The sequence below is a fragment of the Blastococcus sp. TF02A-30 genome (assembly GCF_003319185.1).
Classification (GTDB): Bacteria; Actinomycetota; Actinomycetes; order Mycobacteriales; family Geodermatophilaceae; genus Blastococcus.
This window is the reverse complement of record NZ_QOHJ01000010.1, coordinates 89,431-113,694: the sequence shown is the minus strand read 5'-3', so window position 1 is coordinate 113,694 and position 24,264 is coordinate 89,431. Positions and strand designations below refer to the sequence as shown.

The following is a 24,264-nucleotide window of genomic DNA, read 5'->3' as shown; positions in this document are numbered from 1 at the left end:
TCACCGGGCGCCGCTCACGGGCAGAACTCCAGCCGGGTCAGGCTGCCGTTGTGCGGGGTGACGACCGGCATCGCGTCGGGCCCGAGGCCGGCGACGACGGCCTGCGCCGCGCGGATCGTGTCCCCGTGGGTGACCAGCGCGATGACGTCGGCCGGCGGCTCGGCGCACAGGTGCTTGAGGTAGGCGGCCACCCGGCCGTGCAGCTCCGCCAGGCTCTCGCCGCCCTCGGCCGACCAGTGCGCGTCGGTCCAGTCGACGACGTCCCACAACTCGCGCGACGGGCGTCCCTCGAGCACGCCGTACCCCTGCTCGCGCAGCGCCGGAGCCGTGGTGATCGGCAGCCCGGTGGTGCGGGCGCAGTGCTCGGCGGTCTGCACCGCGCGCAGCAGGTCGCTGGAGATCAGCGCGCCGGGGGAGAGGGCGGCCAGCTCGTCGGCTGCCGCGGCGGCCTGGGTGTGCCCGAGCGGGGTGAGCGGGACGTGGGCGGTCTGCCCCTGCATCAGGCCGGCCGCGTTCCACTCGCTCTGCCCGTGGCGGACGAGGAGGAGGGTCAGGGGGGAGGCCATGGCGGGAGGCAGCGTAGCCAGGGTGCCGACGGTCACGGGGCGCCGCCTCGTACCGTCGTCGTCGTGACCATCCCCGTCCGCCCCGGTGCCGCCCGTCCCGCCGGTCGCCCCGGCGCCCCCGACCCGCTGGCCCCGCTGCTGGAGCTGCCCGGGGTCCGCGAGGCGTCCGACGGTGCCCGCGCCGCGATCGACCGGCTGCTCGCGCACCGGGTGCTCCGCCGGGAGTCGGCCGGGGTCAGCACAGAGTCCGCGCTGCGCGGGGCCCGCGCCTCGGCGGCGCTCGAGGGTGTCGACGTCCCGCTGCCCGACCTGCGGGCCGGCGGCGTCGACGACCCGGTGGTGCAGGGCGCGCTGCGGGTCTCCGCGGGGCTGGGCGCGATGGTCGAGACCTGGCCCAAGGCCCCGGGGCAGGTGCTGGCCCGGCTCCACGTGCTGGCCGCGGCCGACCTGGTGGACCGCGCGGACCTCGGCCGGCCGACCCCGCACGCTGGCCCCCGGCTGTCGGGGCTGTTCTCCCTGGTCACCGGCACGACGACGGCACCCGCGGTGATCGTGGCGGCCCTGGTGCACGGAGAGCTCGCCGCGCTGGCGCCCTTCGGGTCCGCCGACGGGGTGGTGGCCCGCGGGGCGGCCCGGCTGACCGGGATCGTCCGGGGCCTGGACCCGAAGGCGGTGTCGGTGCCCGAGGTCGGCTTCGCCGAGCTGGGCCGCGACGAGCACGCCCGCGCGCTGGCCGGGTACGCGTCCGGCTCCCCGGAGGGTGTCGCCGGCTGGCTGGTGCACTGCTGCCGGGCCACCGAGCACGGCGCGCTGGAGGGTCTGGCCATCTGCGAGAGCCTGCTGCGCGGCTGAGGCCGGCCGGCGGTCAGCGCGGGGCGAGCCCCAGCCCGACCGCCGCGACGACGGTGACCGCCAGCGCTCCGCCCGCTGCCGCCTGCAGCCATGCCCCGGTGGCCGCGCCGGCCGCCACCGCCCCGGCGAACGCCAGCCACGGGCCCGACAGCGACAGGAACAGGCCGACCCTGGCCGCCCTGCGCCGGCGTCTGCGCCGCGGCGCCGTGCGCGCCACCTGACCGAAGACGACCGCGGCGACGCAGACGGCGGCGGCCGCCAGCCACGCGAGGAGCACGGTCAGCACGACCGCAGGATGGACGAACCGGCCCGGGATCGGCCGGAGCCCCGCCGGGGAGCGGGGTCAGGCGCCGCGGCGGCGCCGGCGTCCGGACAGCGGCCCCGGGGCGTCGTCGCCCGCGGGCAGGGCCGCGCGCAGCGCCCGGTGCCGGGCGTACCAGGCCAGTCCCACCACGGCCGCACCCACGCCCATCGCCGCCGCTCCGGTGACCACCGGGGTGGGTGCCGTGGCGAACCGGGAGCGCATGCTCACCGGCCGCTCGAACCGCAGCACCGGCCACCCGTGCTGCAGGGCCGCCTTGCGCAGCCCTCGGTCGGGGTTGACCGCCGTGGGGTGGCCGACGGCCGACAGCATCGGCAGGTCGGTGATCGAGTCGCTGTAGGCGTAGCAGTCGGCCAGGTCGTAGCCACCCTCGGCGGCGACCTCGCGCATCGCGGCGGCCTTGTTCTCGGCGTAGGCGTAGAACTCGATCTCGCCGGTGTAGCGCCCGTCGACCGCCACCATCCGGGTGGCCACCACCCGGTCGGCACCCAGCATCTCGCCGATCGGCTCGACCATCTCCGCGCCGCTGCTCGACACGATGACGATCTCCCGCCCGGCGGCGCGGTGCTCCTCGATGAGGTCGGCCGCCTCGGCGTAGATCAGCGGGTCCACGATCTCGTGCAGGGTCTCCCGGACGATCTCGTGCACGGTGGCGACGTCCCAGCCGGTGCACATGGCGGTGATCTGCGCGCGCAGCCGCTCCATCTGCTGGGCGTCGGCGCCGGCGAGGGAGAAGACGAACTGGGCGTACGCGGTCTTGAGGACCGTGCGCCGGTTGATCAGCCCGCCCTGGAAGAAGGGACGGCCGAAGGCCAGGGTGCTGGACTTGGCGATGATCGTCTTGTCCAGATCGAAGAACGCCGCGGCGCGGGTCACGGTTCACGAGGGTAATCAGGCCAGGTCGCGCCGACGGTCCGCGCTCGCCGTCCACACCCGAAGGAGTCATCCACAGTTCGGCCGCCGGACTGGCACTGTCTGCCGAGGGTCGGCTGGCATCGACCCGTGCCACTCGAAGCGCTCCCCGTCCCCCGTCCGCTCGTCGTCAGCACCGACGAGGACCTCCTCGACGAGGTGCTGCGGCTCCTGGCTGCCGCCGGGTGCGAGCCGGAACTGGCCCGCGGGGGTCCCGCGCTCCGCCGCGGGCACCGGGACGCGCCGCTGGTCCTGCTGGGCGCGGACGCGCTGGGCGGCGCCCAGGTGCGGGAGCTGCCCCGCCGGCCCGGGGTGGTGGTGGTCACCCGGGGCCAGCTGCCCGCCCCGGAGTGGGCGGCCGCGGTCGAGGTGGGCGCGGAGCGGGTCGTCGCGCTGCCGGACGACGAGGCGTGGCTGCTGGCTCGGGTGGCGGACGCCCTGCGCGGCACCGCCGAGCGGGGCCGGGTGCTCGCCGTCGGCGGGGCGTGCGGCGGTGCGGGCGCCAGCACGCTGGCCACCGCGCTGGCGCTGACCGCAGGTCCTGGATCGGTGCTGGTCGACGCGGACCGCTGGGGCGGGGGGCTCGACCTGCTGCTCGGCGCCGAGCGGACGGACGGCGTGCGCTGGCCCGAGCTCGGTGGTCTGCGCGGCCGGGTGGCCGGCGACGCCCTGCGGGCAGCCCTCCCGGAGGTGTCCGGCGTGCACGTCGTGTCGGCGTCGCGGACCGACGGCCCTCCGGTGCCCGAAGAGGCGGTGAGGGCGGTGGTCGCTGCCGCCCGCGACGACGGCTGCCCCGTCGTCGTCGACCTGCCGCGGCCGGGCACCGACGGCATCTGCGGCACCACGCACGCCGTGCTCGCCGAGGCCGACCTGGCCCTGCTCGTCGTCCCCGCCCGGCTCCGCGCGGCCACCGCGGCCCGGCTCATGGTGGCCGCCGAGAGGTCGCCCTGGGCGGACGCGCAGCTGGTCCTGCGCCGGGTACCGGGAGGTCTGCTCGCCGACGAGGTCGCCGACGCGGTGGGCCGCCCCGTCCTCGCCGAACTGGCGCACGACCGCAGCGCCGTCGCGCGGGGTGAGCGCGGCGAGCCGCCCGGCGTGACCCCCCGGGCACCGCTCGGCGCGGTCGCCCGCGTCGTGCTCGACCGGCTCGGCGGTGGTCGGGCGTGAGCCCTCCTGAGCTGCTCGACCGCGTCCGCAGCCGGCTCGCGCTGGAACCGGGACGGCCCACCCGGGCGGCGGTCGCCGCGCTCGTGCGCGAGGAGAGCGGCGGCCTGCTGGGCGACGACGCCGTGCTGCGGGCGGTGCGGGACGCGGTGGACGAGCTGGCCGGCGCCGGACCGCTGGAGCCGCTGCTGCGCCTGCCGGGCGTCACCGACGTCCTGGTCGCCGCGCCCGACCGGGTCTGGATCGACCGCGGGAGCGGCCTGGAGCTGACCGACGTGCGCTTCGCCGACGACGAGGCGGTCCGCCGGCTGGCCGTCCGCATGGCGGCGGGGGCCGGACGGCGGCTCGACGACGCCGCGCCGTGGGTGGACGTCGGGCTCCCGGAGGGCATCCGGCTGCACGCGGTGCTGGCGCCGGTCGCGGCGTCCACCTGCCTGTCGCTGCGCGTGCTGCGCCGGTGCTCGCGCAGCCTCGCCGATCTGGCTGCCCTGGGCACGCTGCCCGGCGCCAGCGAGGAGCTGCTGCGGGGGCTGGTCCACGCGCGGCGGGCCTTCCTCGTCACCGGCGGGACCGGGTCGGGCAAGACCACCGTGCTCTCCGCGCTGCTGGGCGAGGTGGACCCGGCGGAGCGCGTCGTCACCTGCGAGGACGCGCCGGAGCTGGCCCCGGCCCACCCGCACGTCGTCGCGCTCGTCGCCCGCCCGCCCAACGTCGAGGGCGTCGGGCAGGTGACGCTGCGCGATCTGGTGCGCCAGGCCCTGCGGATGCGCCCCGACCGGCTCGTGGTCGGCGAGGTGCGCGGCGCGGAGGTGGGCGATCTTCTCGCTGCGCTGAACACCGGGCACGAGGGCGGCTGCGGCACCCTGCACGCCAACCGTCCTGCCGAGGTGCCGGCCCGCCTGGAGGCGCTGGCGGTGCACGCGGGGCTGGACCGCGCGGCGGTGCACAGCCAGGCGGCCGCGGCGCTCGACGTCGTCGTCCACCTGCGGCGGGGGCCCGGCGGGCGCCGGGTGGAGGAGCTCGGTGTCGTGCAGCGCTCCGGGGACCTCGTCGTCGTGGAGCCGGGGTGGCGGGCCGACGGCGGCCCGTGCCCCGCGGGCGACCGGCTGCGCGCCCTCGTCGCGGGGAGCTCCCCGTGATCCTGGCGCTCCTCGCGGCGGCCGGGGCGCTGCTGGCCTGGCCCGACCGGCGGAGCGGCCGCCCGCTGGGCAGCGCTGCCGGCCCGTCCCCGCGGGCGGTGGTGGAACGTGCGCTCCGCTCGCCGCTGTGGGTGGCGGTGCCCGCGGCGGGGGTCGCCGCGGTGCTCAGCACCCCGCTGGTCGCCGCGCTGGCCGGGGTGGGGGCCGCGCTCGCGGTGCGCAGCGTGTCCGCACGCCGGGCGGCGGCCCGGGACGACGCCCGGCTGGCCGGACTGGCCGACGGGCTGGGCGCGCTCGCCGCCGACCTGCGCAGTGGCCGGTCGCTGGAATCGGCCACGGCCTCGGCGGCGGCCGCCTGCGGGGAGGTGGTCACTGGCGGTCTGCTCACCGGAGCGCTGCGGGCTCCGGACGCCTCCCGCGGGGACGACGCCCCGGGTGAACTGGGAACGGCGCTCGGCCGGATCGCGGCAGGGGTGCGGCTCAGTGCCCGCACCGGGTGCTCGCTGGCCGCGGTGGTGGGCGCGGTCGAGGACGACCTGCGCGCCCGTGCCCGCCAGCGCGCCGAGCTGCGTGCGGCGACCGCCGGCCCGCGGGCCAGCGCGCTGGTGCTCGCCGGGTTGCCGGTGCTGGGGCTGGCCATGGGCAGCGGGGTCGGGGCCGACCCGTGGCGGGTGCTGACCACCACCCCGACCGGTCAGCTGCTGCTCGTCGGCGGGGCGGCGCTCGAGGCGGCCGGCGTCGTCTGGTCGCGGCGCCTCGTCGACCGGGCCGTGCGGTGACCGGGTGAGCGTCGATCCGCCGGTGGCGGCCCTGCTCCTGGTGGCCGCCGCGCTGTGGACCTGGCCCTCGACGGGCCGTGGCACGGCCCGCCTCCGCGCGCTGACCACGGGCCCGGAACCGGCGGCCGCCGTCGACCCGGTCGCGGCACGGCGACGCCGGTGGGGCGTCGCCGCCGCTGCCGGGCTGGGCGTCGGCGTGCTGCTCGGCGGCTCGCCGGGGGTGCCGGCCGCGGTGGCCGTCGCGGTGCTCGCCGACCGGGTGCTGCGGCGCAGCGCGCCGGACGCGGGGCTGGACGCGCGGGCGGCCGTCCGGCGGGAGCTGCCCGCGGCCTGCGACCTGCTGGGCGTGTGCCTGTCCGCCGGGCTCCCCGTGGGCGGGGCCCTGGCTGCCGTCGGCGCGGCGGTCCCGGACCCGCTCGGGGCGCACCTGGGCGCGGTGGCCGGCCTCTACCGGCTGGGCGCCGAGCCCCGCCGCGCCTGGGCCGGCGTGCCGGCCGAGCTCGCCGGGCTGGGCCGGGTGCTCGTGCGGGCAGGGGAGTCGGGGGCCGCGGTGGCCGACGGCTTGCGCGCGCTGGCGGAGGACGGGCGCACCCGGGCGCGCACGGAGACCGAGGCGGCGATGCGGCGTGCCGGCGTCTGGGTGCTGGCGCCCCTGGGGCTGTGCTTCCTGCCCGCGTTCGTCTGCCTGGGCGTCGCACCGCTGGTGCTGGGCATCGCCGGGGAGGTGTTCCGGTGATCCACAGCCGCGCACGGCGTCCACAGATCGTTCCGCGGACCGCATGCGGGACCTCCGCGCCGCGAGGCTCGAGGCCCGGCCCGACCAGCGGGCCTCGACGCCAGGAGGCGACCGTGACACCGACACCCGACCGCACGCCCGAGCAGGCCGGCACCCCGGACGAGCCCCCGGCCCGCGGCTGGCGGGCTGCCCTCGCCCGCCGGCTGGTGCTCCTCCGCGAGGAGGCCGAAGCGGGGATGAGCACCGCGGAGTACGCGGTCGGCACGGTGGCCGCGTGCGCCTTCGCGGCGGTGCTGTACCGGGTGGTCACCGGCGACTCGATCGTCGGCGGGCTGACCGACCTGGTCGACCGGGCCCTGGCCACCCTCTCCTGACCGTGCGCCCCGCCCGGCGGTCCCGGACAGGGGAGGAGGACGGCATGGTCACCGCCGAGACCGCCCTGGTGCTGCCCGTCCTGCTGCTGGTCCTCGTCGCCGCCGTGGCCGTGGTGACCGTCGTCGGGGCGCAGCTGCGCTGCGTGGACGCCGCACGCGAGGGTGCCCGGGCCGCGGCCCGAGGGGAGGACGGCGCGGTGGTGGCCGAGCTGGCCGGAGCGGCCGCCCCCGACGGGGCCCGGACCGGCGTCGTCGCGGACGGCCCGCGGGTGCGCGTGGTGGTGCGGGCGGAGGTCGCCCCGCTGGGGCCGTTGCCGCTGCGGTTCACCGTGTCCGCGGAGGCGGTCGCGGTCCGGGAGCCGGCCGCCGGGCACACCGCGCCGTGAGCGACGGCGAGCGCGGGTCGGCCACCGTCTGGGTGCTGGCGCTGGCCGGTGCCCTGGCGGTGGTCGCCCTGGCGGCCGTGCTGGTGGGCGGTGCGGTGGTGGCCCGGCACCGCGCGGGGTCGGCGGCGGACCTCGCGGCGCTGGCCGCGGCCAGCCGGGCGGTCCTCGGCGACCCCGGGGCGTGCGCGGTGGCCGAGGAGGTGGCGGCGGCCAACGGTGCCGTCCTCGAGCGCTGCACCGTCCGGGCCGGAGCTGTCGTGGAGGTCGAGGTGGCCGTGCCCTTCCGGCTCGGTCCGCTGGGCCGGCGCGACGCCGCGGGGCGGGCGCGCGCGGGCCCGGTCGGGGCTCAGCCGGTCGTGCCCGGTCCTTCCGCGGCGGCCAGCTCGTCGAGGACGACGTCGAGCACCCGGACGGCGCCGGCCTTGTCCAGCGGGTCGTTGCCGTTGCCGCACTTCGGTGACTGGACGCACGAGGGGCAGCCGCTCTCGCACTCGCAGCTGGCCACCGTCGCCCGGGTGGCCTGCAGCCACTCGCGGAGCACGGCGTACCCGCGCTCGGCGAAGCCCGCCCCGCCGGGGTGCCCGTCGTAGACGAAGATCGCCGCCGTCCCGGTGTCGGGGTGCAGCGCGGTGGACAGCCCGCCGAGATCCCACCGGTCGCACGTCGCCAGCAGCGGCAGGATGCCGATGCCGGCGTGCTCGGCCGCGTGCAGCGAGCCGGGCACCTCGGTGTCGTCCAGCTCGGCCCGCTCGACCGCGCGGTCGCTCAGCGTCAGCCACACCGCGCGGGTGCGCAGCTGGCGGGGCGGGAGGTCGAGCGGGAACTCCGCCAGGACCTCCCCGGTGCCCAGCCGCCGCCGTTGGTAGGCCACCACCTGGTTGGTCACGTCGACGACGCCGGTGTGCGCCGTCACCGCGCCGAGCGCCCTGGTCTGCTCGACCGAGACGATCGACAGGTCGGTGACGTCGCGCGCCACCGTCGTCCACTCGGGGCTCTCCGCGTGCACGACCGCGCAGGCGTCGTCCACGTCGAACTCGTCGACGACGAAGGTGTCGCCGCGGTGCACGTACAGGGCGCCCTCGTGCACCGTGGAGTGCGCGGCACCGCCGTCGACGGTGCCCAGCAGCCGCCCGGTGCCGGCCTCGATGATCGCCACCGGCTCGTCGCCGCTGCCCCGGATGTCCACGTCGGGCCGCCCGCGCCCGGCCCAGTACCAGCCGGTCGGACGCCGCCGCAGCTGGCCGTCGGTGACCAGCTGCTCGATCGCGACCTCGGCGGCCGGCCCGCCGAAGTCGGCCAGGTCGTCGGGCCGCAGCGGCAGCTCGGCTGCCGCGCAGCACAGCTGCGGGCCGAGCACGTAGGGGTTGGTGGGGTCGGTGACCGTCGCCTCGATGGGCCGGCCGAACACCGCGGCCGGGTGGTGGGCGAGGTAGTGGTCCAGCGGGTCGTCGCGGGCCACGAAGACCACCAGCGACTCCCGCTGGGCGCGGCCGGCGCGGCCGGCCTGCTGCCAGAGCGAGGCGAGCGTGCCGGGGTAGCCGGCCAGCACCACCGCGTCCAGGCCGGCGATGTCGATGCCGAGCTCGAGGGCGTTGGTGGTCGCGACGCCCAGGAGGTCGCCGGCCGAGAGCGCGCGCTCCAGCTCCCGCCGCTCCTCCGGCAGGTAGCCGCCGCGGTAGGAGTCCACCCGCCGCACCAGGTCCGACCGCCCGCGGTCGTGCAGCAGCCGGCGTGCCTGCTCGGCGACCGACTCGGCGCTCCGCCGCGAGCGCACGAAGGCCAGCGTGCGGGCGCCGCGTTCCACCAGGTCGGCGAGCAGCCCGGCGGCGTCGGCGGCGGCCGAACGCCGCAGCGGGGCGCCGTGCTCGCCGGTGTGCTCGGTGAGCGGCGGCTCCCACAGGGCGAAGGTCGCACCGGGGCGGGGGGAGCCGTCCTCGGTCACCGCGGCCACCGGCTCACCGACCAGCCGGGTGGCCGCGCCGGCCGGATCGGCCACCGTCGCCGAGGCGAGCACGAAGACCGGGTCCGCGCCGTAGCGCCGGCAGATCCGCCGCAGCCGGCGCAGGACGTGGCCGACGTGCGAGCCGAACACCCCGCGGTAGGCGTGGCACTCGTCGATGACGACGTAGGCGACCCGCCGCAGCGTGCTCGACCACCTCTGGTGGGCCGGCAGGATCCCGCGGTGCAGCATGTCTGGGTTGGTCACGATCCACCGGGAGTGGCGGCGCACCCAGTCCCGCTCCTCGCCCGCGGTGTCGCCGTCGTACGCGGCCGGGCGCACCGACGGGTCGGCCAGCGCGGCCACCGAGGCCAGCTGGTCGCGGGCCAGCGCCTTGGTCGGCGCCAGGTAGAGCACGCAGGCGCGGGGGTCCTCGGCCAGCCGGGTCAGCGCGGGCAGCTGGTAGGCCAGCGACTTGCCCGACGCCGTCCCGGTGGCGACGACGACGTGCCGGCCGTCGCGGGCCAGCTGGGCCGCCTCGACCTGGTGCCCGTAGGGCGCGACGACGCCGCGTTCCTCGAGCCGCTCGCGCAGCGGCGTGCTCACCCACTCCGGCCACGGTGTGGTGCTGCGTTCCCGCACCGGGACCTCGTGCACGTGGGTGACCGGGCGCTCCTCCTCGGGGGTCCCGGAGAGCAGGGCGGCCAGCAGCTCCGCGCCCGGCGGCGGGCCCGCGGGAGCGGGGGACGCGTCGCCCCCCGGGGGAAGGTCCGTGCCGGGAGGGGGAGTCGACCGGACCGGGTGGAGCGTGGTCACCCCTCCACTGTCACACCCGGGGGCAAGCCGCGCGCCGGCGGAAAGACGGAACGTCGAACCCGGATGCACAACGTGTGATCTCCCTTACACTTCCGCGCACCGCGGCGCGCGGGAACGGCGTCGTGGCGGTACCTCCGTCGACCCGGGGAGCACCGGCGCCTCCCGGGCGGCAACCGAGCTGGGAGGAACGCATGCCCGAGGAGTCGCTCTCCGGCGGGGACACGGCCCTGGTCGCCGTCGTACTCGTCATCTCCCTGGCCGCACTGGGCTTCGCCGCCTACCTGGTCCGCGCGGTGATGGCCGCCGACCAGGGCACCGCGAAGATGCGCGAGATCGCCCGGGCCGTCCAGGAGGGGGCGGCGGCCTACCTGCAACGGCAGTTCCGCACCCTCGGCGTCTTCGCCGTCATCGTGTTCCTCCTGCTCCTGGTCCTCCCCGTCGCCGACGGCGGCTGGGGCACCCGCGTCGGGCGCGCGCTGTTCTTCCTGGTCGGTGCCTTCTTCTCCGCGGCGGTCGGCTTCATCGGCATGACCCTGGCCACACGGGGCAACGTCCGTGTCGCCGCCGCGGCCAACGCCGGCGGCTACCGCCCCGCCTTCCGCCTGGCCTACCGCACCGGCGGTGTCGTCGGGATGATTACCGTGGGGCTCGGGTTGTTCGGCGCGGCGCTGGCGCTGCTGCTGTTCGACGACACCGCCCCGGTCGTGCTCGAGGGCTTCGGCTTCGGCGGCGCGCTCCTGGCCATGTTCATGCGCGTCGGCGGCGGCATCTTCACCAAGGCGGCCGACGTCGGCGCCGACCTCGTGGGCAAGGTCGAGGCGGGCATCCCCGAGGACGACCCGCGCAACGCCGCGACCATCGCCGACAACGTGGGCGACAACGTCGGGGACTGCGCCGGCATGGCCGCCGACCTGTTCGAGTCCTACGCGGTCACGCTCGTGGCCGCGCTCATCCTGGGGCAGGTCTTCTTCGGCCCCGTCGGCATGGTGTTCCCGCTGGTGATCGCCGCGGTGGGCGTCATCGCCTCGGTCGTCGGCATCCTCGCCAGCAACCCCGGGAAGGAGGACGCCAGCGGCCTGGCGCCGATCAACCGCGGGTTCTTCACCTCCGCCGCGGTCTCCCTGGTGCTCGTGGCCGCCGCGTCGTTCACGGTCCTGCCCAGCGTCGCCGACATCGAGGACCTGTCGGTCAGCCCGCAGGTGCTCGGCTTCCTGTCCGTCCTCGTCGGCGTCGTCCTCGCGGCGGCCATCCAGCAGCTGACCGGCTACTTCACCGAGACGAGCCGCAAGCCGGTCCAGGACGTCGGGCGCAGCTCGCTCACCGGCCCGGCGACGGTGATCCTCTCCGGCATCTCCCTCGGCCTGGAGTCGGCGGTCTACGCGGCCCTGCTCATCGGCAGCGCCGTCTACGGAGCGTTCCTCGTCGGCGGCGGTGCGGCGCTCTACGCCGTGGCGCTGGCCGGCTGCGGCCTGCTGACCACCGCCGGCGTCATCGTCTCCATGGACACGTTCGGCCCGGTCAGCGACAACGCCCAGGGCATCGCCGAGATGTCGGGCGACATCGACGAGGAGGGCGCCCGGGTCCTCACCGACCTCGACGCCGTCGGCAACACCACCAAGGCCATCACCAAGGGCATCGCGATCGCGACCGCCGTCCTCGCCGCGACCGCGCTGTTCGGCTCGTACAACGCCCAGATCGGGGTGGCGCTGGACGAGGCCGGCGACACCCTCGGCGACGCGTTCAGCCTGGTCAACCCGAACAACGTCGTGGGCGCCGTGCTCGGCGCGGCCGTCGTGTTCCTCTTCTCCGGGCTGGCGATCAGCGCCGTGTCCCGGGCGGCCGGCCGTGTCGTGTTCGAGGTGCGGGAGCAGTTCCGCACCCACCCCGGGATCATGGACTTCAGCGAGCGGCCGGACTACAGCCGGGTCGTGGACATCTGCACCAAGGACTCCCTGCGCGAGCTGGCCACGCCCGGCCTGCTGGCCGTGCTGGCGCCGGTCGCCGTCGGGTTCGGCCTCGGCTTCGGACCGCTGGCGGCCTACCTCGTGGGGGCGATCGCGGCGGGCACGCTCATGGCGGTGTTCCTCGCCAACTCCGGCGGCGCCTGGGACAACGCCAAGAAGATGGTCGAGGACGGCTCGTACGGCGGGAAGGGCAGCGAGGCGCACGCCGCCACGGTCATCGGCGACACCGTCGGCGACCCGTTCAAGGACACCGCCGGCCCGGCCATCAACCCGCTGATCAAGGTCATGAACCTGGTGGCGCTGCTCATCGCCCCTGCCGTGGTCAGCCTCTCGGTGGGGGAGGACGCCAACACCGCGCTGCGGATCGGCATCGCGCTGCTGGCCGTCGCGGTCATCGTCGCCGCGGTGGTCGTGTCCAAGCGCCGGTCGGTGGTCGTGGGCGGTGCCCCGTCGGACGCCACGCCGGGGACGCTCACCACGTCGGCTCCCTGATCCCGGCACGCCCTCGAGGATCGGCCGGCCGGGCTCCGGGAGGGGCGCCCGCCGGCCGGTTGTGGACGCCGCCGTCCGCTGTGGACGGCGGGGCCGCACCCGTCGTCCGGGCCACCTAGCGTCGCCGCCCTCCCCTCCGATCCGGGCGGGGACGACGCCGGGAGGCACCGATGCAGGGGCGGATCGAGGTCCAGCTGGACGCGGTCGCCGCACTCGCCGACGAGCTGGCCACCCTGGCCAGGGAGTTCGACGAGGACGCGGCGGACTGCCGGGGCGCGGCCGAGCGGATGGCGGCGGCGCTGGACGGCGACGAGGGCGCGACCGCGGCGGGCGTCGCCACGTCCTGGGCCTCGATCGCCGGAGCCGTCGCCCAGCACGTCGCGACGCTGGCCGCGGTGCTGCGAGCCGCCGTGGCCGGCTACCGGGAGCTGGACCGGGCCCTCGCCCAGCAGCTGGGCCAGCCCCGGCGCGGCGCCGTGGCGGTGGCGTGGTGACCGACGTCGACGAGCACCGGCTGGCCCGGGTGGCGGGGTGGAACGCGGCGGCGCTGGCCGGCGCGGTCACCGGCCTCGCCGGGGTGGCCGACCGGCTGACGTCGTGGCGCGCGCGGCTCGACGCCCTGGGCCGGGCCCTGGACGGTGCGGAGTGCTGGTCCGGGCCGGCTGCCCGGGAGGCGGCCGCCGGTCTGCTCGAGGTGTCGGCGGTGGCCGCCGCGGTCGAGGCCGGCTTCGGCCGGTCGCTCGAGGACCTGCGCCCGGTGGTCCGCTCCGCCGGCTCCGCCGCGGCCGACGCCCGCACAGCGCTGGCCCTGGCCCGCGCGGCCGGCGTCCCGCTCGGCGGGCTGCCCGACGACGAGGCAGGCGCGGCCGGGGCCGCCGCGGCCCTCGCCCGGGAGGCGCTCGACGCGGCTGCCGCCACGCACCGGGGCGCCGCCGCGGCCGGCGAGGCGCTGCTCGCCCTGGGCGTCCGGGACGGGGCGGCACCCGGTGACTTCGGCGGGCTGGCGACGCTGGTCGCCCCGGTGCACGCCGCGGTCCCCTCGAGCCCCGGGCCGGCGGAGGTGGCGCGCTGGTGGGCCTCCCTGCCGGCCGGGGCGCAGCACGAGCTGGTCGAGCGGCGCCCGGCGACCGTCGGCGGGCTGGACGGCCTGCCGGCGTGGGCGCGCGACCGCGCCAACCGGCTGCTGCTGGAGCGCGAGCTCGCCGACCCGCTGCTGCCCGAGGAGCACCGGGCGGCCGCTCGCGCGGTGGCCGACGTCCTGGCCGCCGAGGAGGCCGCCGGTCGGCCGGCGCAGCTGCAGCTGCTGGACCTGGCGGGGAAGCGGGCGGCGGTGGCGTTCGGCGACCTCGACACCGCCGACGCCGTCGCGCTCCTCGTGCCCGGCCTCGGCATCACCCCGGACGACGACCTCGGGCGCCTGGCCGGCGACGCCCGCGACCTCGCCGCCGCCGCGACCGTGGCCGCGCCCGGTCTCGCGGTGACGGCGGTGGCCTGGATCGGCTACCGCACGCCGCACGACGTCGGGACCGTCGCCACCCGGAGCGCGGCCGCGCGCGGGGGAGCGGTGCTGACCGCGGTCCTGGACGGGCTCGGCGCGGCCCGGGCCGCCGCGGGCGCTGCGCTGCCGCGCACCACCGTGGTCGCGCACAGCTACGGCACCGTCGTCGTCGACGAGGCGGCCGACCGGCCGGGCCGGCTCGCCGCCGACGCCGTCGTGCTCCTCGGCAGCCCGGGGATGGAGGACGACGCCGCTGCCCTCGAGGTCCCGGAGGTGTACGACGCGGCGCCGCCGGGGGACCCGGTCGCCCAGCTCGGCTGGTTCGGCACGCCCACCTGGTGGCCGCCGTTCGGCTCCGAGGGGCTGCCCGCGGACAGCGGTACCGGCCACTCCGGCTACTACGACCCCGACCGGCCCACGCTGGCCGCGATGGGGGAGGTGGTCGCCGGCCGGTCCTGACCCCATCGCGGGAGCCCGCTTCCCAGGCACGGGAACAGCCGCGCACCATGCACGTTCGTCAGGGAGGAGCGGCACGCCCGGAAGGGTCGTCCGCAACCCGATGTCGCCGGGGTGGCTTACCGTGGCCCGCCGAGGGGGCTGCCACGGCGGCTCCCGGGCCGGACCCGGCGTCCGGGCCCACCGCACCACCGCCCGGGGCGGCGAGCCGCGCCGAGCACCACCGGCACCACCGACAGGAGCACCGTGCCCACCAGGACCACGCAGGACGGCAGCGCGACCACCGAGACGACCGCCGGCGGCACCAAGGCGCCCGCCAAGCGGGGCTCGGCCGCGTCCGGGGGGCGGCCGCTGGTCATCGTGGAGTCGCCGACCAAGGCCAACAAGATCGCGGGCTACCTCGGCAGCGGGTACGTCGTCGAGGCGTCGGTGGGCCACATCCGCGACCTGCCGCGCAACGCCGCCGACGTCCCCGCCGAGCACAAGGGCGCCGCCTGGGCGCGCCTGGGCGTCGACGTCGACAACTCCTTCGAGCCGCTCTACGTGGTCAGCCCCGACCGCAAGCAGCAGGTCACCCGGCTCAAGCAGCTGGTCAAGAACGCCAGCGAGGTCTACCTCGCGACAGACGAGGACCGCGAGGGCGAGGCGATCGCCTGGCACCTGGTCGACACCCTCAAGCCGCGCGTTCCCGTGCACCGCATGGTGTTCCACGAGATCACCCCCGAGGCGATCGCCCGCGCCGTCGCCAACCCGCGCGAGCTCGACACCGCCCTGGTCGACGCCCAGGAGACCCGCCGGATCCTCGACCGCCTCTACGGCTACGAGGTCTCGCCGGTGCTGTGGAAGAAGGTGCTGCCGAAGCTGTCGGCCGGCCGCGTCCAGTCGGTGGCGACCCGGATCGTGGTCGAGCGCGAGCGCGAGCGCATGGCCTTCCACGCCGCCGACTACTGGTCGCTGGAGGGCACCTTCGCCGTCCCGCGCCCGGGCGCGGCCACCGACGAGGGCGAACCGACGACGGTCCGCGCCAAGCTGGTCAGCGTCGACGACAGCCGGGTGGCCACCGGCCGTGACTTCGACCCGGCCACCGGCCGGGTGACCGGCGACGTCGTGCACCTCGACGAGGCCGGCGCCCGCGGGCTGGCCGCGCGCCTCGAGGGGCGGCAGGTCCGGGTCAGCCGGGTCGACGAGAAGCCCTACCGCCGTCGCCCGTACGCCCCCTTCACCACCTCGACGCTGCAGATGGACGCCGGCCGCAAGCTCGGCTGGTCGTCGGCGCAGACCATGCGGGTGGCGCAGCGGCTGTACGAGAACGGCCACATCACCTACATGCGCACCGACTCGACGAACCTGTCGCAGGAGGCCATCAACGCCGCCCGCCAGCAGGCCCGCGAGCTGTACGGCGACGCCTACGTCCCGGCCGAGGCGCGCCGCTACAAGAGCAAGGCCAAGGGCGCGCAGGAGGCGCACGAGGCGATCCGCCCGGCAGGTGACAACTTCCGCACGCCGGGGCAGCTCGCCCCGCAGCTGGCCCGCGACGAGTTCCGCCTCTACGAGCTCATCTGGCAGCGCACCGTGGCCTCGCAGATGGCCGACGCCGTGGGGCAGACCGTCAGCATCCGGCTGGCCGGGCGCAGCGCCACCGACGAGGCCGTCGAGTTCACCGCCAGCGGGCGGACGATCACCTTCCCCGGCTTCCTCAAGGCCTACGTCGAGTCCCGCGACGAGACGCCGGCCGACGGCGACGGCGGCGACGACGACGCCGAGCGCCGGCTGCCCCGCCTGGAGCGCGGGCAGGACCTCGACACCCAGCAGCTGGACGCCAAGGGGCACACCACGAGCCCGCCGGCCCGCTACACCGAGCCCAGCCTGGTCGCCCGCCTCGAGGAGCTCGGCATCGGCCGCCCCTCCACCTACGCGTCGATCATGCAGACCATCCAGGACCGCGGGTACGTGTGGAAGAAGGGCAACTCGCTCGTGCCCTCGTTCATCGCCTTCGCCGTGGTGAACCTGCTCGAGCAGCACTTCGCCCAGCTGGTCGACTACGACTTCACCGCCTCCCTCGAGGAGGAGCTCGACGAGATCGCCGACGGCAACCTGCAGCGGGTCGACTGGCTGACCGAGTTCTACTTCGGCGGCTCCGGCCGGCACAGCGGCGGCATCGCCGAGTCCGGCGGGCTCAAGCAGATCGTCGGCCAGCGGCTCGAGGAGATCGACGCCCGCGGGGTGAACTCCATCCCGCTGCGGGCCACCGACCCCGAGGGGCGGCCGGTCGTCGTGCGCGTCGGCCGCTACGGCCCGTACCTGCAGGCCGGCGGGGAGGACGGCGCCCGCGTCAGCATCCCCGAGGACCTCGCGCCCGACGAGCTCAGCACCGAGAAGGTCCGCGAGCTGCTCGAGGCCCCGTCCGGTGACCGCGAGCTGGGCACCGACCCCGAGTCCGGGCACCCGGTCGTGGTCAAGGCCGGCCGGTACGGCCCGTACGTGACGACGGTCGTCCCCGAGGGCAGCAAGGACGCCCCGCGCACCGCCAGCCTGTTCTCGTCCATGTCGCCGGAGACGGTGACCATCGACGACGCCCTCAAGCTGCTGACCCTCCCGCGCACCGTCGGCACCGCACCCGACGGCGAGGAGATCCAGGCGCTCAACGGCCGCTATGGGCCCTACCTCAAGAAGGGCACCGATTCCCGGTCGCTCGACAGCGAGGAGAAGCTCTTCACGACCACGCTCGACGAGGCGCTGGCGATCTTCGCCCAGCCCAAGCAGCGCGGTCGCGCCGCGGCGAAGGCCCCGCTCAAGGAGCTGGGTCCCGACCCGGTCACGGAGGGCGTGGTCACCGTGCGCGAGGGCCGGTTCGGGCCCTACGTGACCGACGGCGAGACGAACGCCAGCCTGCGCAAGGGCGACGACGTCGAGTCGATCACCATCGAGCGGGCCGCCGAGCTCCTCGCCGACCGGCGCGCCCGCGGGCCGGCGACCAAGAAGAAGGCCGCGAAGAAGACCACCGCCAAGAAGACGGCCGCGAAGAAGACGGCCGCGAAGAAGACGACGGCGAAGAAGACGACGGCGAAGAAGACGACGGCCACGAAGACCGCCGCGAAGAAGGCGCCCGCCGAGCCGGTCGTCACCAGCTGAGGGTGGCCCCGCTGCGGGGACCCGCCGCGAGCGTGCGGGCGGTCGGCGGCAGCGGGGTCCTTCAGCAGCCAGGCCGGGAGCCGACGGCGAACACCCGGCGGAAGGGCAGCACGGTGCGCCCGTCGGCGCGCGGCGGGTAGGCGGCCCGCAGCGCCGCGGCGTACTCGCCGGTGAAGGTCGCCGCGTCCGCGTCGTCCAGCCGGGCGAGCACCGGCCGGAGCACGGTGCTGCGCACCCACTCCAGCACCGGGTCGGGACCGGGCAGCACGTGCAGGTACGTCGTCTCCCAGACGTCGGCCGTCAGACCGGCCTCGGTGAGCACGCCGAGGTAGCCCGCGGGCTCCGGGACGGCGTCCTCCGGCGGGGCGACGTCGGCGACGAGCGAGGCCCAGCGCGGGGAGCGGCACAGCCGCGCCAGCAGGGTGTGCGTGGGCGCGCGGAAGTTGCCCGGCACCTGGACGGCGAGCCAGCCGCCGGGGGAGAGGTGCCCGGCCCAGCGGGCCAGCAGCCGGTCGTGCCCCGGCACCCAGTGCAGGACGGCGTTGGAGACGAGCACGTCCACCGGCTCCTCGGGCGCCCAGTCGCGCACGTCGCCGAGGGCGAACCCGAGCCCGGGACGGGCGCGCGCGGCGGCGGAGGCGAGCATCGACGCCGACGAGTCGATGCCGAGCACCCGCGCACCCGGCCACCGGTCGGCCAGCGCGGCGGTGAGCGAGCCCTCGCCGCAGCCGAGGTCGACGACCGTCCGCGGGTCCACCGCGCCGATCCGCGCGGTCAGCTCGGCGAACGGGCGCGCGCGTTCGCCGGCGAAGCGCAGGTAGCGGCCCGGGTCCCACGCCCCGGACCCGCTCGACCGCCCGGGATCCGCCACCGGTGCCGAACCTAGCCGTCCGGCCGGTGAACGGCGCGGGACGCTTCGCCGGTGCGGGACCCGTCCGGGCGCGATCCGTCCGGGAACGTCCGCCGCGGCCGGTACCGTGAGCCCGCTGAGGACCAGCCCCGTCCCTCGACCCACGACCCCGGGGAGCCCCGATCCCGACCGACCCGACGCCGCCGGAGCCGTCGCGCGCGCAGCCGACCGGCCCGGTCGAGCGGACCCCCGTGCCGGCCGACGGCCTGCCGTCGGCGGGCACGCCGGTGCCGCCTGACGGCGAGCGCTCGGACCCGCCCGGCACGCAGCCGGAGAGCGTCGGCGGGGTGGGCGCGGCCGCGAGGATCCGCGCGGTCCTGCGGGTGCGCGACTTCCGCAAGCTGTGGCTGTCGATGTCGCTGTCCAGCTTCGGCGACTGGCTGGGCCTGCTGGCGATCACCGCCACCGCGACGTCGCTGTTCGACGACTTCGCCGCGAAGAACTACGCCCTGGGCGGGGTGCTGCTGTTCCGGCTGCTGCCGGCGATCGTCCTCGGCCCGCTGGCCGGCGTCTTCGCCGACCGGTTCGACCGGCGCAAGACGATGGTCGTCACCGACGTCATCCGGTTCGGCCTGTTCGCCTCGATCCCGATCGTCGACAACCTGCTCTGGCTGCTCGTCGCCCAGTTCCTCATCGAGGCGTTCAGCCTGTTCTGGATCCCGGCCAAGGACGCGTCGGTGCCGAACATGCTGCGCAAGGACCAGCTGGAGTCGGCCAACCAGCTGTCCCTGGTCACCACCTACGGGCTGACCCCGGTGCTCGCCGCGATCGTCTACGCGCTGCTCAACAGCGCCGGCGGGCACATCAGCGACGTCATCCCCGGCGTCGACCAGGTCGACCTGGCGCTGTACCTGAACGCGCTCACCTTCCTCGTCGCCGCGTTCGTGATCTGGAACCTGCCCTCGATCAGCGGCCGCCGCGCCGCCGGCACCGTGGTGCAGCAGGAGAGCTTCTTCGCCTCCCTGGTCAAGGGTTTCTCCTTCGCCGGGCACACCCGGCTGGTCCGCGGGCTGGTCGTCGGCATCACCGGTGCCTTCGCCGCGGCCGGCGCGATCATCGCCACCGGCCAGGCGTTCGTGAACGCGCTGGGCGGCGGGCAGGCGGCCTACGGGCTGCTGTTCGGCGCGGTCTTCGTCGGGCTGGGTCTGGGCATCGGCCTGGGCCCGAGCATCGCCCGCGACCTGGCCCGCGAGCGGATCTTCGGCGTCGCCATCGTCGGCGCGGGGGTGGTGGTGCTGCTGCTCGCCTGGACGCCGGCGCTGTGGATCGCGCTGCTGCTGGTCGTGGTGATGGGCTTCTTCGCCGGCATCGCCTACCTGGCCGGCTTCACCCTCATCGGCACCGAGGTCGACGACGCGATCCGGGGCCGCACGTTCGCGATCGTGCAGTCGCTGGTCCGCGCCGCGCTGATCCTGTCCCTCGGCCTGGTGCCGTTCGGGGTGGGCGCCATCGGGCGGCACTCGCTGGCCGTCGGCTCGCTCAGCGTGCCGCTGTCCGGAGAGCGGCTGATGCTCTTCGCGGCCGGTCTGCTCGCCGTCGGCGTGGGTCTGGTCGCCTACCGGCAGATGGACGACGGCCGCCCCGTCCCGTTGCTGGCCGACGTCGTCACCGCGCTGCGCCGCGACACCACCGCCCGCCGCCGGCTCGCCGGGGGTGGCGTCTTCATCGCCTTCGAGGGCGGCGAGGGCGCGGGCAAGTCCACCCAGGTGCGCCGGCTGCAGGAGTGGCTGACCAACGAGGGCCTGGTGGCCCGCTCCACCTTCGAGCCGGGGGCCACGCCGTCGGGTGCGGCGATCCGCGCGATCGTCCTCGACCGCGCGCACACCGGCATCTCCCCGCGGTCGGAGGCGCTGCTCTACGCCGCCGACCGCGCCCAGCACGTGCACGACGTGCTCCGCCCCGCCCTGGACGCCGGGGAGGTGGTCATCACCGACCGGTTCATCGACAGCTCGCTGGCCTACCAGGGTGCCGGCCGCACCATCCCGCTCGACGACGTCCGGATGCTGTCGCGCTGGGCGACCGAGGGGCTGCGGCCCGACCTGACGATCCTGCTCGACCTCCCGCCCGAGGTGGGCCTCGCCCGGGCGCGCGGGCGCGCCGCCGCCGACCGGATCGAATCGGAGTCGCTGGACTTCCACCAGCGGGTCCGGGCGACGTTCCTCGGGCTGGCCGAGAGCGACCCCGACCGCTACCTCGTGGTCGACGCCCGGCTGAGCCCCGACGAGATCTCGGCGGCGATCCGCGTGCGGGTGGCCGAGCTGCTCTCCGGCCTGCCGCTGCAGACCCTCCCGCAGCAGCCGCCGGCACCCGCAGAGCCCTCCGGTGTCCCGCACCAGCACGGCCCGCACCACCCGCACGCCCAGACCGGCCCGACCCCTCAACTGCACCCGTGACCGGCCAGGGGAGCGCGCCCGGGGTCTGGGCGCAGGTGATCGGCCAGCCGGCGGTGGTGGAGGAGCTGCAGGCGGCGGTCGCCGAACCGGGTGCCATGACCCACGCCTGGCTGTTCACCGGGCCGCCGGGATCCGGCCGCTCCGTGGCCGCCCGCGCCTTCGCCGCCGCGCTGCAGTGCCCCGACGGGGGCGACGGCACCTGCCACGCCTGCCGCACGGTGCTCGCCGGAACCCACGCCGACGTGCAGACCGTCGTGCCGGAGGGCTTGTCGATCGGCGTCGCGGAGGTGCGCGAGATCGTGCGCATCGCCGGCCGGGCGCCGTCCCAGGGCCGCTGGCAGGTCGTGCTCGTCGAGGACGCCGACCGGATGACCGAGCAGGCGTCCAACACCGTCCTGAAGATGCTGGAGGAACCGCCGCCGCGCACGGTCTTCCTGCTCTGCGCCCCGAGCCTGCACCCCGACGACGTCCCGGTCACCATCCGCTCCCGCTGCCGCGTGGTCGGCCTGCGCACGCCGTCGGTGGAGGCGATCGCCGAGGTCCTGGAGCACCGCGACGGCGTCGACCCGGCGCTGGCGGCGTGGTCGGCGGCCGCCTCGGGCGGGCACGTCGGCCGGGCCCGCAGGCTGGCCCGCGACGAGGACGCGCGGCTGGCCCGCAAGGCGGTGCTGGACATCCCGCTGCGGCTGGTCTCGCTGGGCGCCTGCCTGGACGCCGCGGACGACCTCGTGGGCGCCGCCAAGGAGGAGGCCGACCAGGCGTCGGCCGCCCTCGACGGCGCCGAGACCGAGGCCGTGAAGGCCAGCCTCGGCGTGGGTGCGCGCGGGCCGGGCGTGGCCGCCGCCAGCCGCGGCGCCGGGCAGCTCAAGGAGCTGGAGAAGCGGCAGAAGTCGCGGGCCACCCGGCTGGGCCGCGACTCGCTGGACCGCGCGCTGGTCGACCTCGCCGGCCTCTACCGCGACGCGCTGGTGCTCGCCGCCGCCGGCGAGCGGGCGCCCGTCCTCAACCACCCCGACCGCCGCGCGGACGCCGAGGACCTCGGCCGGCGGATCGGCCCGGAGGGCGCGCTGCGGCGGATCGACGCGATCCTGGAGTGCCGGCTGGCGCTGGAGCAGAACGTGAAGCCGCAGATCGCGCTGGAGGCGCTCACCGTGGCGCTGCGGCTGCCCGCCTGAGGCACCCGCCCCTGCGCGGGAGGACGTCGGCCGTGCCGTAGTCTGTCTCCCGCACGTCCGCCGCCTTAGCTCAGTCGGTAGAGCATCTCACTCGTAATGAGAAGGTCGTCGGTTCGATTCCGACAGGCGGCTCTCGCAGCACGCGGGCCCGTCCACCAGGACGGGCCCGCTGCGTCGTTCCGGGGCCGATCGGCGGAGCAGGCCCGGGAATCTCGGACGGCGGCACACCCCGGGAGGGGTGTGCCGCCGTCGGGTGCGCTCGGCGACCGGGCGGGGCCAGGAAGCCAGGGTCAGTGGGCGGGGGACTCGTTCTTGGCGCGCTCCAGCGAGGCGCGGATCTCGGCCTCGGCCTCTTCGCGGCCGACCCACTCGGCGCCCTCGACCGACTTGCCCGGCTCCAGGTCCTTGTAGGTCTCGAAGAAGTGCTGGATCTCCAGGCGGTCGAACTCCGACACGTCGGTGATGTCCTTGAGGTGCGACATCCGCGGGTCGGTCGCCGGCACGGTGAGGACCTTGTCGTCCCCGCCCGCCTCGTCGGTCATGCGGAACATGCCGATCGCCCGGCAGGTGATCAGGCACCCGGGGAACGTCGGCTCCTCGAGCAGCACCAGGGCGTCGAGCGGGTCGCCGTCCTGCCCCAGGGTGCTCTCGATGTAGCCGTAGTCCGCCGGATAGCGGGTGGAGGTGAACAGCATCCGGTCCAAGCGGATGCGTCCGGTGGCGTGGTCCAGCTCGTACTTGTTTCGCTGGCCCTTCGGGATTTCTACCGTCACGTCGAACTGCACCCGCCTAGTGTGGCGCACGGTGACCCCGTGCGATCTGCGGAGGTCACCTTTTGGGGGGTGGGCACCATCGCGTCGAGCGGCTCGACGGTCATCACGGCGAACTACGGGCGGTTCCGCAAACGGCTGGCCATGGGCGTCATCGCCCTCGTCCTGATCCTCGTCGGCGGTGGCATCGCCGTGTTCGGCATGGGCGGCGGCGAGGACACCAGCGCCGACGGCGCGGTCACCGTCCCCGACGCCGAGCTGCCCGAGCTCGGCGAGTTCTCGCCCGTCCTCGCCTCGCTGTCCAGCGACGCCCCCGCGCCCGACCCGGACACGCTGGCCGCGGTGCTGGGCCCGCTCCTGCAGAGCCCCGGGCTCGGTTCCGGCGCGTCGGCCGAGGTCGTGGACGTCGCCACCGGTGACGTGCTGCTGGACCTCGACGCCGACGACCCGGCGATCCCGGCCTCCACCGCCAAGCTCCTCACCGCCGTCGCCGCGCTGACCACGCTCGACCCGGCCGACACCCTGGCGACGACGGTCGTGCAGGGCGCCACCCCGGGCGAGGTCGTGCTCGTGGGGGGCGGCGACCCGACCCTCTCGCGCACGGCGCCCTCGCAGTCCTACCCCGGCGCGCCCACCGTCGCCGACCTCGCCGCGCAGGTGGTCGCATCGCTGCCCAGCGGCACCGCGGTCACGCGGGTCGTCGTCGACAGCTCGCTGTTCAGCGGCCCGCTGACCGCCAGCGGCTGGGGACCCGGGGACGCCCCGTCCAGCTACGCGGCGCCGATCACCGCCACCGCCGTCGACGGCGCCCGCGTCAGCCCGGGCGCGGTCGCCCGCAGCGGCCAGCCCGGGCTCGACGCCGGCTCCGCCCTCGCCGACGCGCTCGGCGCCCCCGGCGCCAGCGTGGCCCTGGGTGAGGCGCCGGCCGGCGCCACGACGCTCGCGACGGTGCAGTCGGCGCCGATCGCCCGGCTGGTCGAGCAGATGCTCTCCATGTCGGACAACGTGCTGGCCGAATCGCTGGCCCGGCACGTGGCCCTGGCCCGCGACCTCCCCGCCACCTTCGCCGGTGCCGCGCAGGCGGTCACCGAGGCGGTCTCGGAGGCCGGCATCGACGCCGGTGGCGTCAGCCTGTCCGACGGCAGCGGGCTCTCCCAGCAGGACCTGGTCCCCGCCGGGGTCCTCACCGAGGTGGTCGCCGGGGCGGCCGACGGCAGCATCGAGGGCGCGTCCGCCCTGCTCTCCGGGCTGCCGGTCGCGGGCTACGACGGCACGCTCTTCGACCGCGGCGACGCGGGGGCCGCCCCCGGCGTCGTGCGCGCCAAGACCGGCACGCTCGCCGGGGTGCACGCCCTCGCCGGCACCGTGGTAACCGCCGACGGCCGGCTGCTGGCCTTCGCGGTGATCGCCGACCAGTCGGGCAGCGAGGCCGCCGCCGAGGCCGCGCTCGACGACGTCGCCGCCGCGCTGGCCGCCTGCGGCTGCTGAA

Annotated in this window: 20 protein-coding genes, 1 tRNA gene and 1 pseudogene; 16 read left to right on the top strand and 6 right to left on the bottom strand. The window is 76.5% G+C overall.

Going from position 1 to position 24,264, the window contains the following annotated elements; genetic code table 11:
* Positions 1–14 precede the first annotated feature (14 nt).
* On the bottom strand, positions 15–566 hold the full coding sequence (locus tag DQ241_RS19660; RefSeq protein ID WP_113831932.1) for a histidine phosphatase family protein: 552 nt from the start codon (positions 564–566) through the stop codon (positions 15–17).
* Positions 567–629: 63 nt separating this feature from the next.
* Here DQ241_RS19660 and DQ241_RS19655 point away from each other — a divergent pair, with 63 nt between their 5' ends.
* Positions 630–1,418, top strand: a complete 789-nt coding sequence (locus tag DQ241_RS19655) for an oxidoreductase (RefSeq protein WP_113831895.1) — start codon at positions 630–632, stop codon at positions 1,416–1,418.
* Positions 1,419–1,431: 13 nt separating this feature from the next.
* Here the strand turns inward: DQ241_RS19655 and DQ241_RS19650 are convergent, their stop codons facing one another.
* The gene (locus DQ241_RS19650) at positions 1,432–1,704 is read right to left on the bottom strand and encodes a hypothetical protein (protein WP_113831894.1); all 273 of its coding nucleotides are present in this window, start codon (positions 1,702–1,704) and stop codon (positions 1,432–1,434) included.
* A gap of 57 nt (positions 1,705–1,761) precedes the next feature.
* Complete coding sequence (locus DQ241_RS19645; RefSeq protein ID WP_113831893.1) at positions 1,762–2,616, bottom strand: HAD family phosphatase; 855 nt, start codon at positions 2,614–2,616, stop codon at positions 1,762–1,764.
* A gap of 126 nt (positions 2,617–2,742) precedes the next feature.
* On the opposite strand from DQ241_RS19645, the gene ssd reads away from it, so the two are divergent.
* From ssd to DQ241_RS21400, 7 genes and pseudogenes are all read left to right on the top strand, one after another.
* Positions 2,743–3,819: a septum site-determining protein Ssd gene (gene ssd / locus DQ241_RS19640; RefSeq protein ID WP_113831892.1), complete on the top strand. Its 1,077-nt coding sequence runs from the start codon at positions 2,743–2,745 to the stop codon at positions 3,817–3,819.
* On the top strand, positions 3,816–4,955 hold the full coding sequence (locus DQ241_RS19635; protein ID WP_113831891.1) for a TadA family conjugal transfer-associated ATPase: 1,140 nt from the start codon (positions 3,816–3,818) through the stop codon (positions 4,953–4,955). The genes ssd and DQ241_RS19635 overlap by 4 nt, the downstream gene beginning before the upstream one ends.
* Complete coding sequence (locus DQ241_RS19630) at positions 4,952–5,734, top strand: type II secretion system F family protein (protein WP_113831890.1); 783 nt, start codon at positions 4,952–4,954, stop codon at positions 5,732–5,734. Before DQ241_RS19635 ends, DQ241_RS19630 begins: the two co-directional genes overlap by 4 nt.
* A gap of 4 nt (positions 5,735–5,738) precedes the next feature.
* On the top strand, positions 5,739–6,470 hold the full coding sequence (locus DQ241_RS19625) for a type II secretion system F family protein (protein ID WP_233492582.1): 732 nt from the start codon (positions 5,739–5,741) through the stop codon (positions 6,468–6,470).
* Between the two features lie 113 nt (positions 6,471–6,583).
* The gene (locus tag DQ241_RS21215) at positions 6,584–6,844 is read left to right on the top strand and encodes a DUF4244 domain-containing protein (protein WP_233492581.1); all 261 of its coding nucleotides are present in this window, start codon (positions 6,584–6,586) and stop codon (positions 6,842–6,844) included.
* A 44-nt stretch (positions 6,845–6,888) separates the two neighbouring features.
* Positions 6,889–7,230: a TadE family type IV pilus minor pilin gene (locus DQ241_RS19615; protein ID WP_113831889.1), complete on the top strand. Its 342-nt coding sequence runs from the start codon at positions 6,889–6,891 to the stop codon at positions 7,228–7,230.
* Positions 7,227–7,508 (top strand): annotated as a pseudogene (locus DQ241_RS21400) (Rv3654c family TadE-like protein); the annotation flags it as partial. The gene DQ241_RS19615 and the pseudogene DQ241_RS21400, both read left to right, overlap by 4 nt.
* A gap of 68 nt (positions 7,509–7,576) precedes the next feature.
* Here DQ241_RS21400 and DQ241_RS19605 read toward each other — a convergent pair.
* Complete coding sequence (locus DQ241_RS19605) at positions 7,577–9,985, bottom strand: DEAD/DEAH box helicase (protein WP_233492580.1); 2,409 nt, start codon at positions 9,983–9,985, stop codon at positions 7,577–7,579.
* A 191-nt stretch (positions 9,986–10,176) separates the two neighbouring features.
* Between DQ241_RS19605 and DQ241_RS19600 the strand changes: the two genes are divergently transcribed.
* The 4 genes from DQ241_RS19600 (at position 10,177) to topA (ending at position 17,527) form a co-directional block, all read left to right on the top strand.
* Positions 10,177–12,441 carry a sodium-translocating pyrophosphatase gene (locus tag DQ241_RS19600; protein ID WP_113831888.1) on the top strand — a complete coding sequence of 755 codons (2,265 nt, stop codon included), beginning with the start codon at positions 10,177–10,179 and terminating at the stop codon, positions 12,439–12,441.
* Positions 12,442–12,611: 170 nt separating this feature from the next.
* Positions 12,612–12,935 (top strand): hypothetical protein, encoded by a 324-nt coding sequence (locus DQ241_RS20715; protein ID WP_158545986.1) that lies wholly within the window; start codon positions 12,612–12,614, stop codon positions 12,933–12,935.
* Positions 12,932–14,398: an alpha/beta hydrolase gene (locus tag DQ241_RS19595; protein WP_158545985.1), complete on the top strand. Its 1,467-nt coding sequence runs from the start codon at positions 12,932–12,934 to the stop codon at positions 14,396–14,398. The genes DQ241_RS20715 and DQ241_RS19595 overlap by 4 nt, the downstream gene beginning before the upstream one ends.
* A 243-nt stretch (positions 14,399–14,641) precedes the next feature.
* The gene (topA, locus tag DQ241_RS19590; RefSeq protein ID WP_113831886.1) at positions 14,642–17,527 is read left to right on the top strand and encodes a type I DNA topoisomerase; all 2,886 of its coding nucleotides are present in this window, start codon (positions 14,642–14,644) and stop codon (positions 17,525–17,527) included.
* A gap of 61 nt (positions 17,528–17,588) precedes the next feature.
* Here the strand turns inward: topA and DQ241_RS19585 are convergent, their stop codons facing one another.
* On the bottom strand, positions 17,589–18,398 hold the full coding sequence (locus tag DQ241_RS19585) for a trans-aconitate 2-methyltransferase (RefSeq protein WP_113831885.1): 810 nt from the start codon (positions 18,396–18,398) through the stop codon (positions 17,589–17,591).
* A gap of 230 nt (positions 18,399–18,628) precedes the next feature.
* Here DQ241_RS19585 and tmk point away from each other — a divergent pair, with 230 nt between their 5' ends.
* From tmk to DQ241_RS19570, 3 genes are all read left to right on the top strand, one after another.
* Complete coding sequence (gene tmk, locus DQ241_RS19580; RefSeq protein WP_113831884.1) at positions 18,629–20,830, top strand: dTMP kinase; 2,202 nt, start codon at positions 18,629–18,631, stop codon at positions 20,828–20,830.
* Positions 20,827–22,005, top strand: coding sequence for a DNA polymerase III subunit delta' (locus DQ241_RS19575; protein WP_113831883.1), 1,179 nt, complete (start codon positions 20,827–20,829; stop codon positions 22,003–22,005). The genes tmk and DQ241_RS19575 overlap by 4 nt, the downstream gene beginning before the upstream one ends.
* Positions 22,006–22,064: 59 nt before the next feature.
* Positions 22,065–22,137: transfer RNA gene (locus tag DQ241_RS19570), tRNA-Thr, on the top strand.
* A gap of 158 nt (positions 22,138–22,295) precedes the next feature.
* On the opposite strand, the gene DQ241_RS19565 is transcribed toward DQ241_RS19570, so the two are convergent.
* The gene (locus DQ241_RS19565) at positions 22,296–22,790 is read right to left on the bottom strand and encodes an inorganic diphosphatase (RefSeq protein ID WP_113831882.1); all 495 of its coding nucleotides are present in this window, start codon (positions 22,788–22,790) and stop codon (positions 22,296–22,298) included.
* A 57-nt stretch (positions 22,791–22,847) separates the two neighbouring features.
* Between DQ241_RS19565 and dacB the strand changes: the two genes are divergently transcribed.
* The gene (dacB, locus tag DQ241_RS19560; protein WP_113831881.1) at positions 22,848–24,263 is read left to right on the top strand and encodes a D-alanyl-D-alanine carboxypeptidase/D-alanyl-D-alanine-endopeptidase; all 1,416 of its coding nucleotides are present in this window, start codon (positions 22,848–22,850) and stop codon (positions 24,261–24,263) included.
* Position 24,264 lies beyond the last annotated feature (1 nt).

Bases quoted from the DNA above. Each gene is read 5' to 3' on its own strand.
- DQ241_RS19660 (WP_113831932.1), bottom strand. From the start codon at position 566: ATGGCCTCCCCCCTGACCCTCCTCCTCGTCCGCCACGGGCAGAGCGAG.
- DQ241_RS19615 (WP_113831889.1), top strand. From the start codon at position 6,889: ATGGTCACCGCCGAGACCGCCCTGGTGCTGCCCGTCCTGCTGCTGGTC.
- DQ241_RS19600 (WP_113831888.1), top strand. From the start codon at position 10,177: ATGCCCGAGGAGTCGCTCTCCGGCGGGGACACGGCCCTGGTCGCCGTC.
- DQ241_RS20715 (WP_158545986.1), top strand. From the start codon at position 12,612: ATGCAGGGGCGGATCGAGGTCCAGCTGGACGCGGTCGCCGCACTCGCC.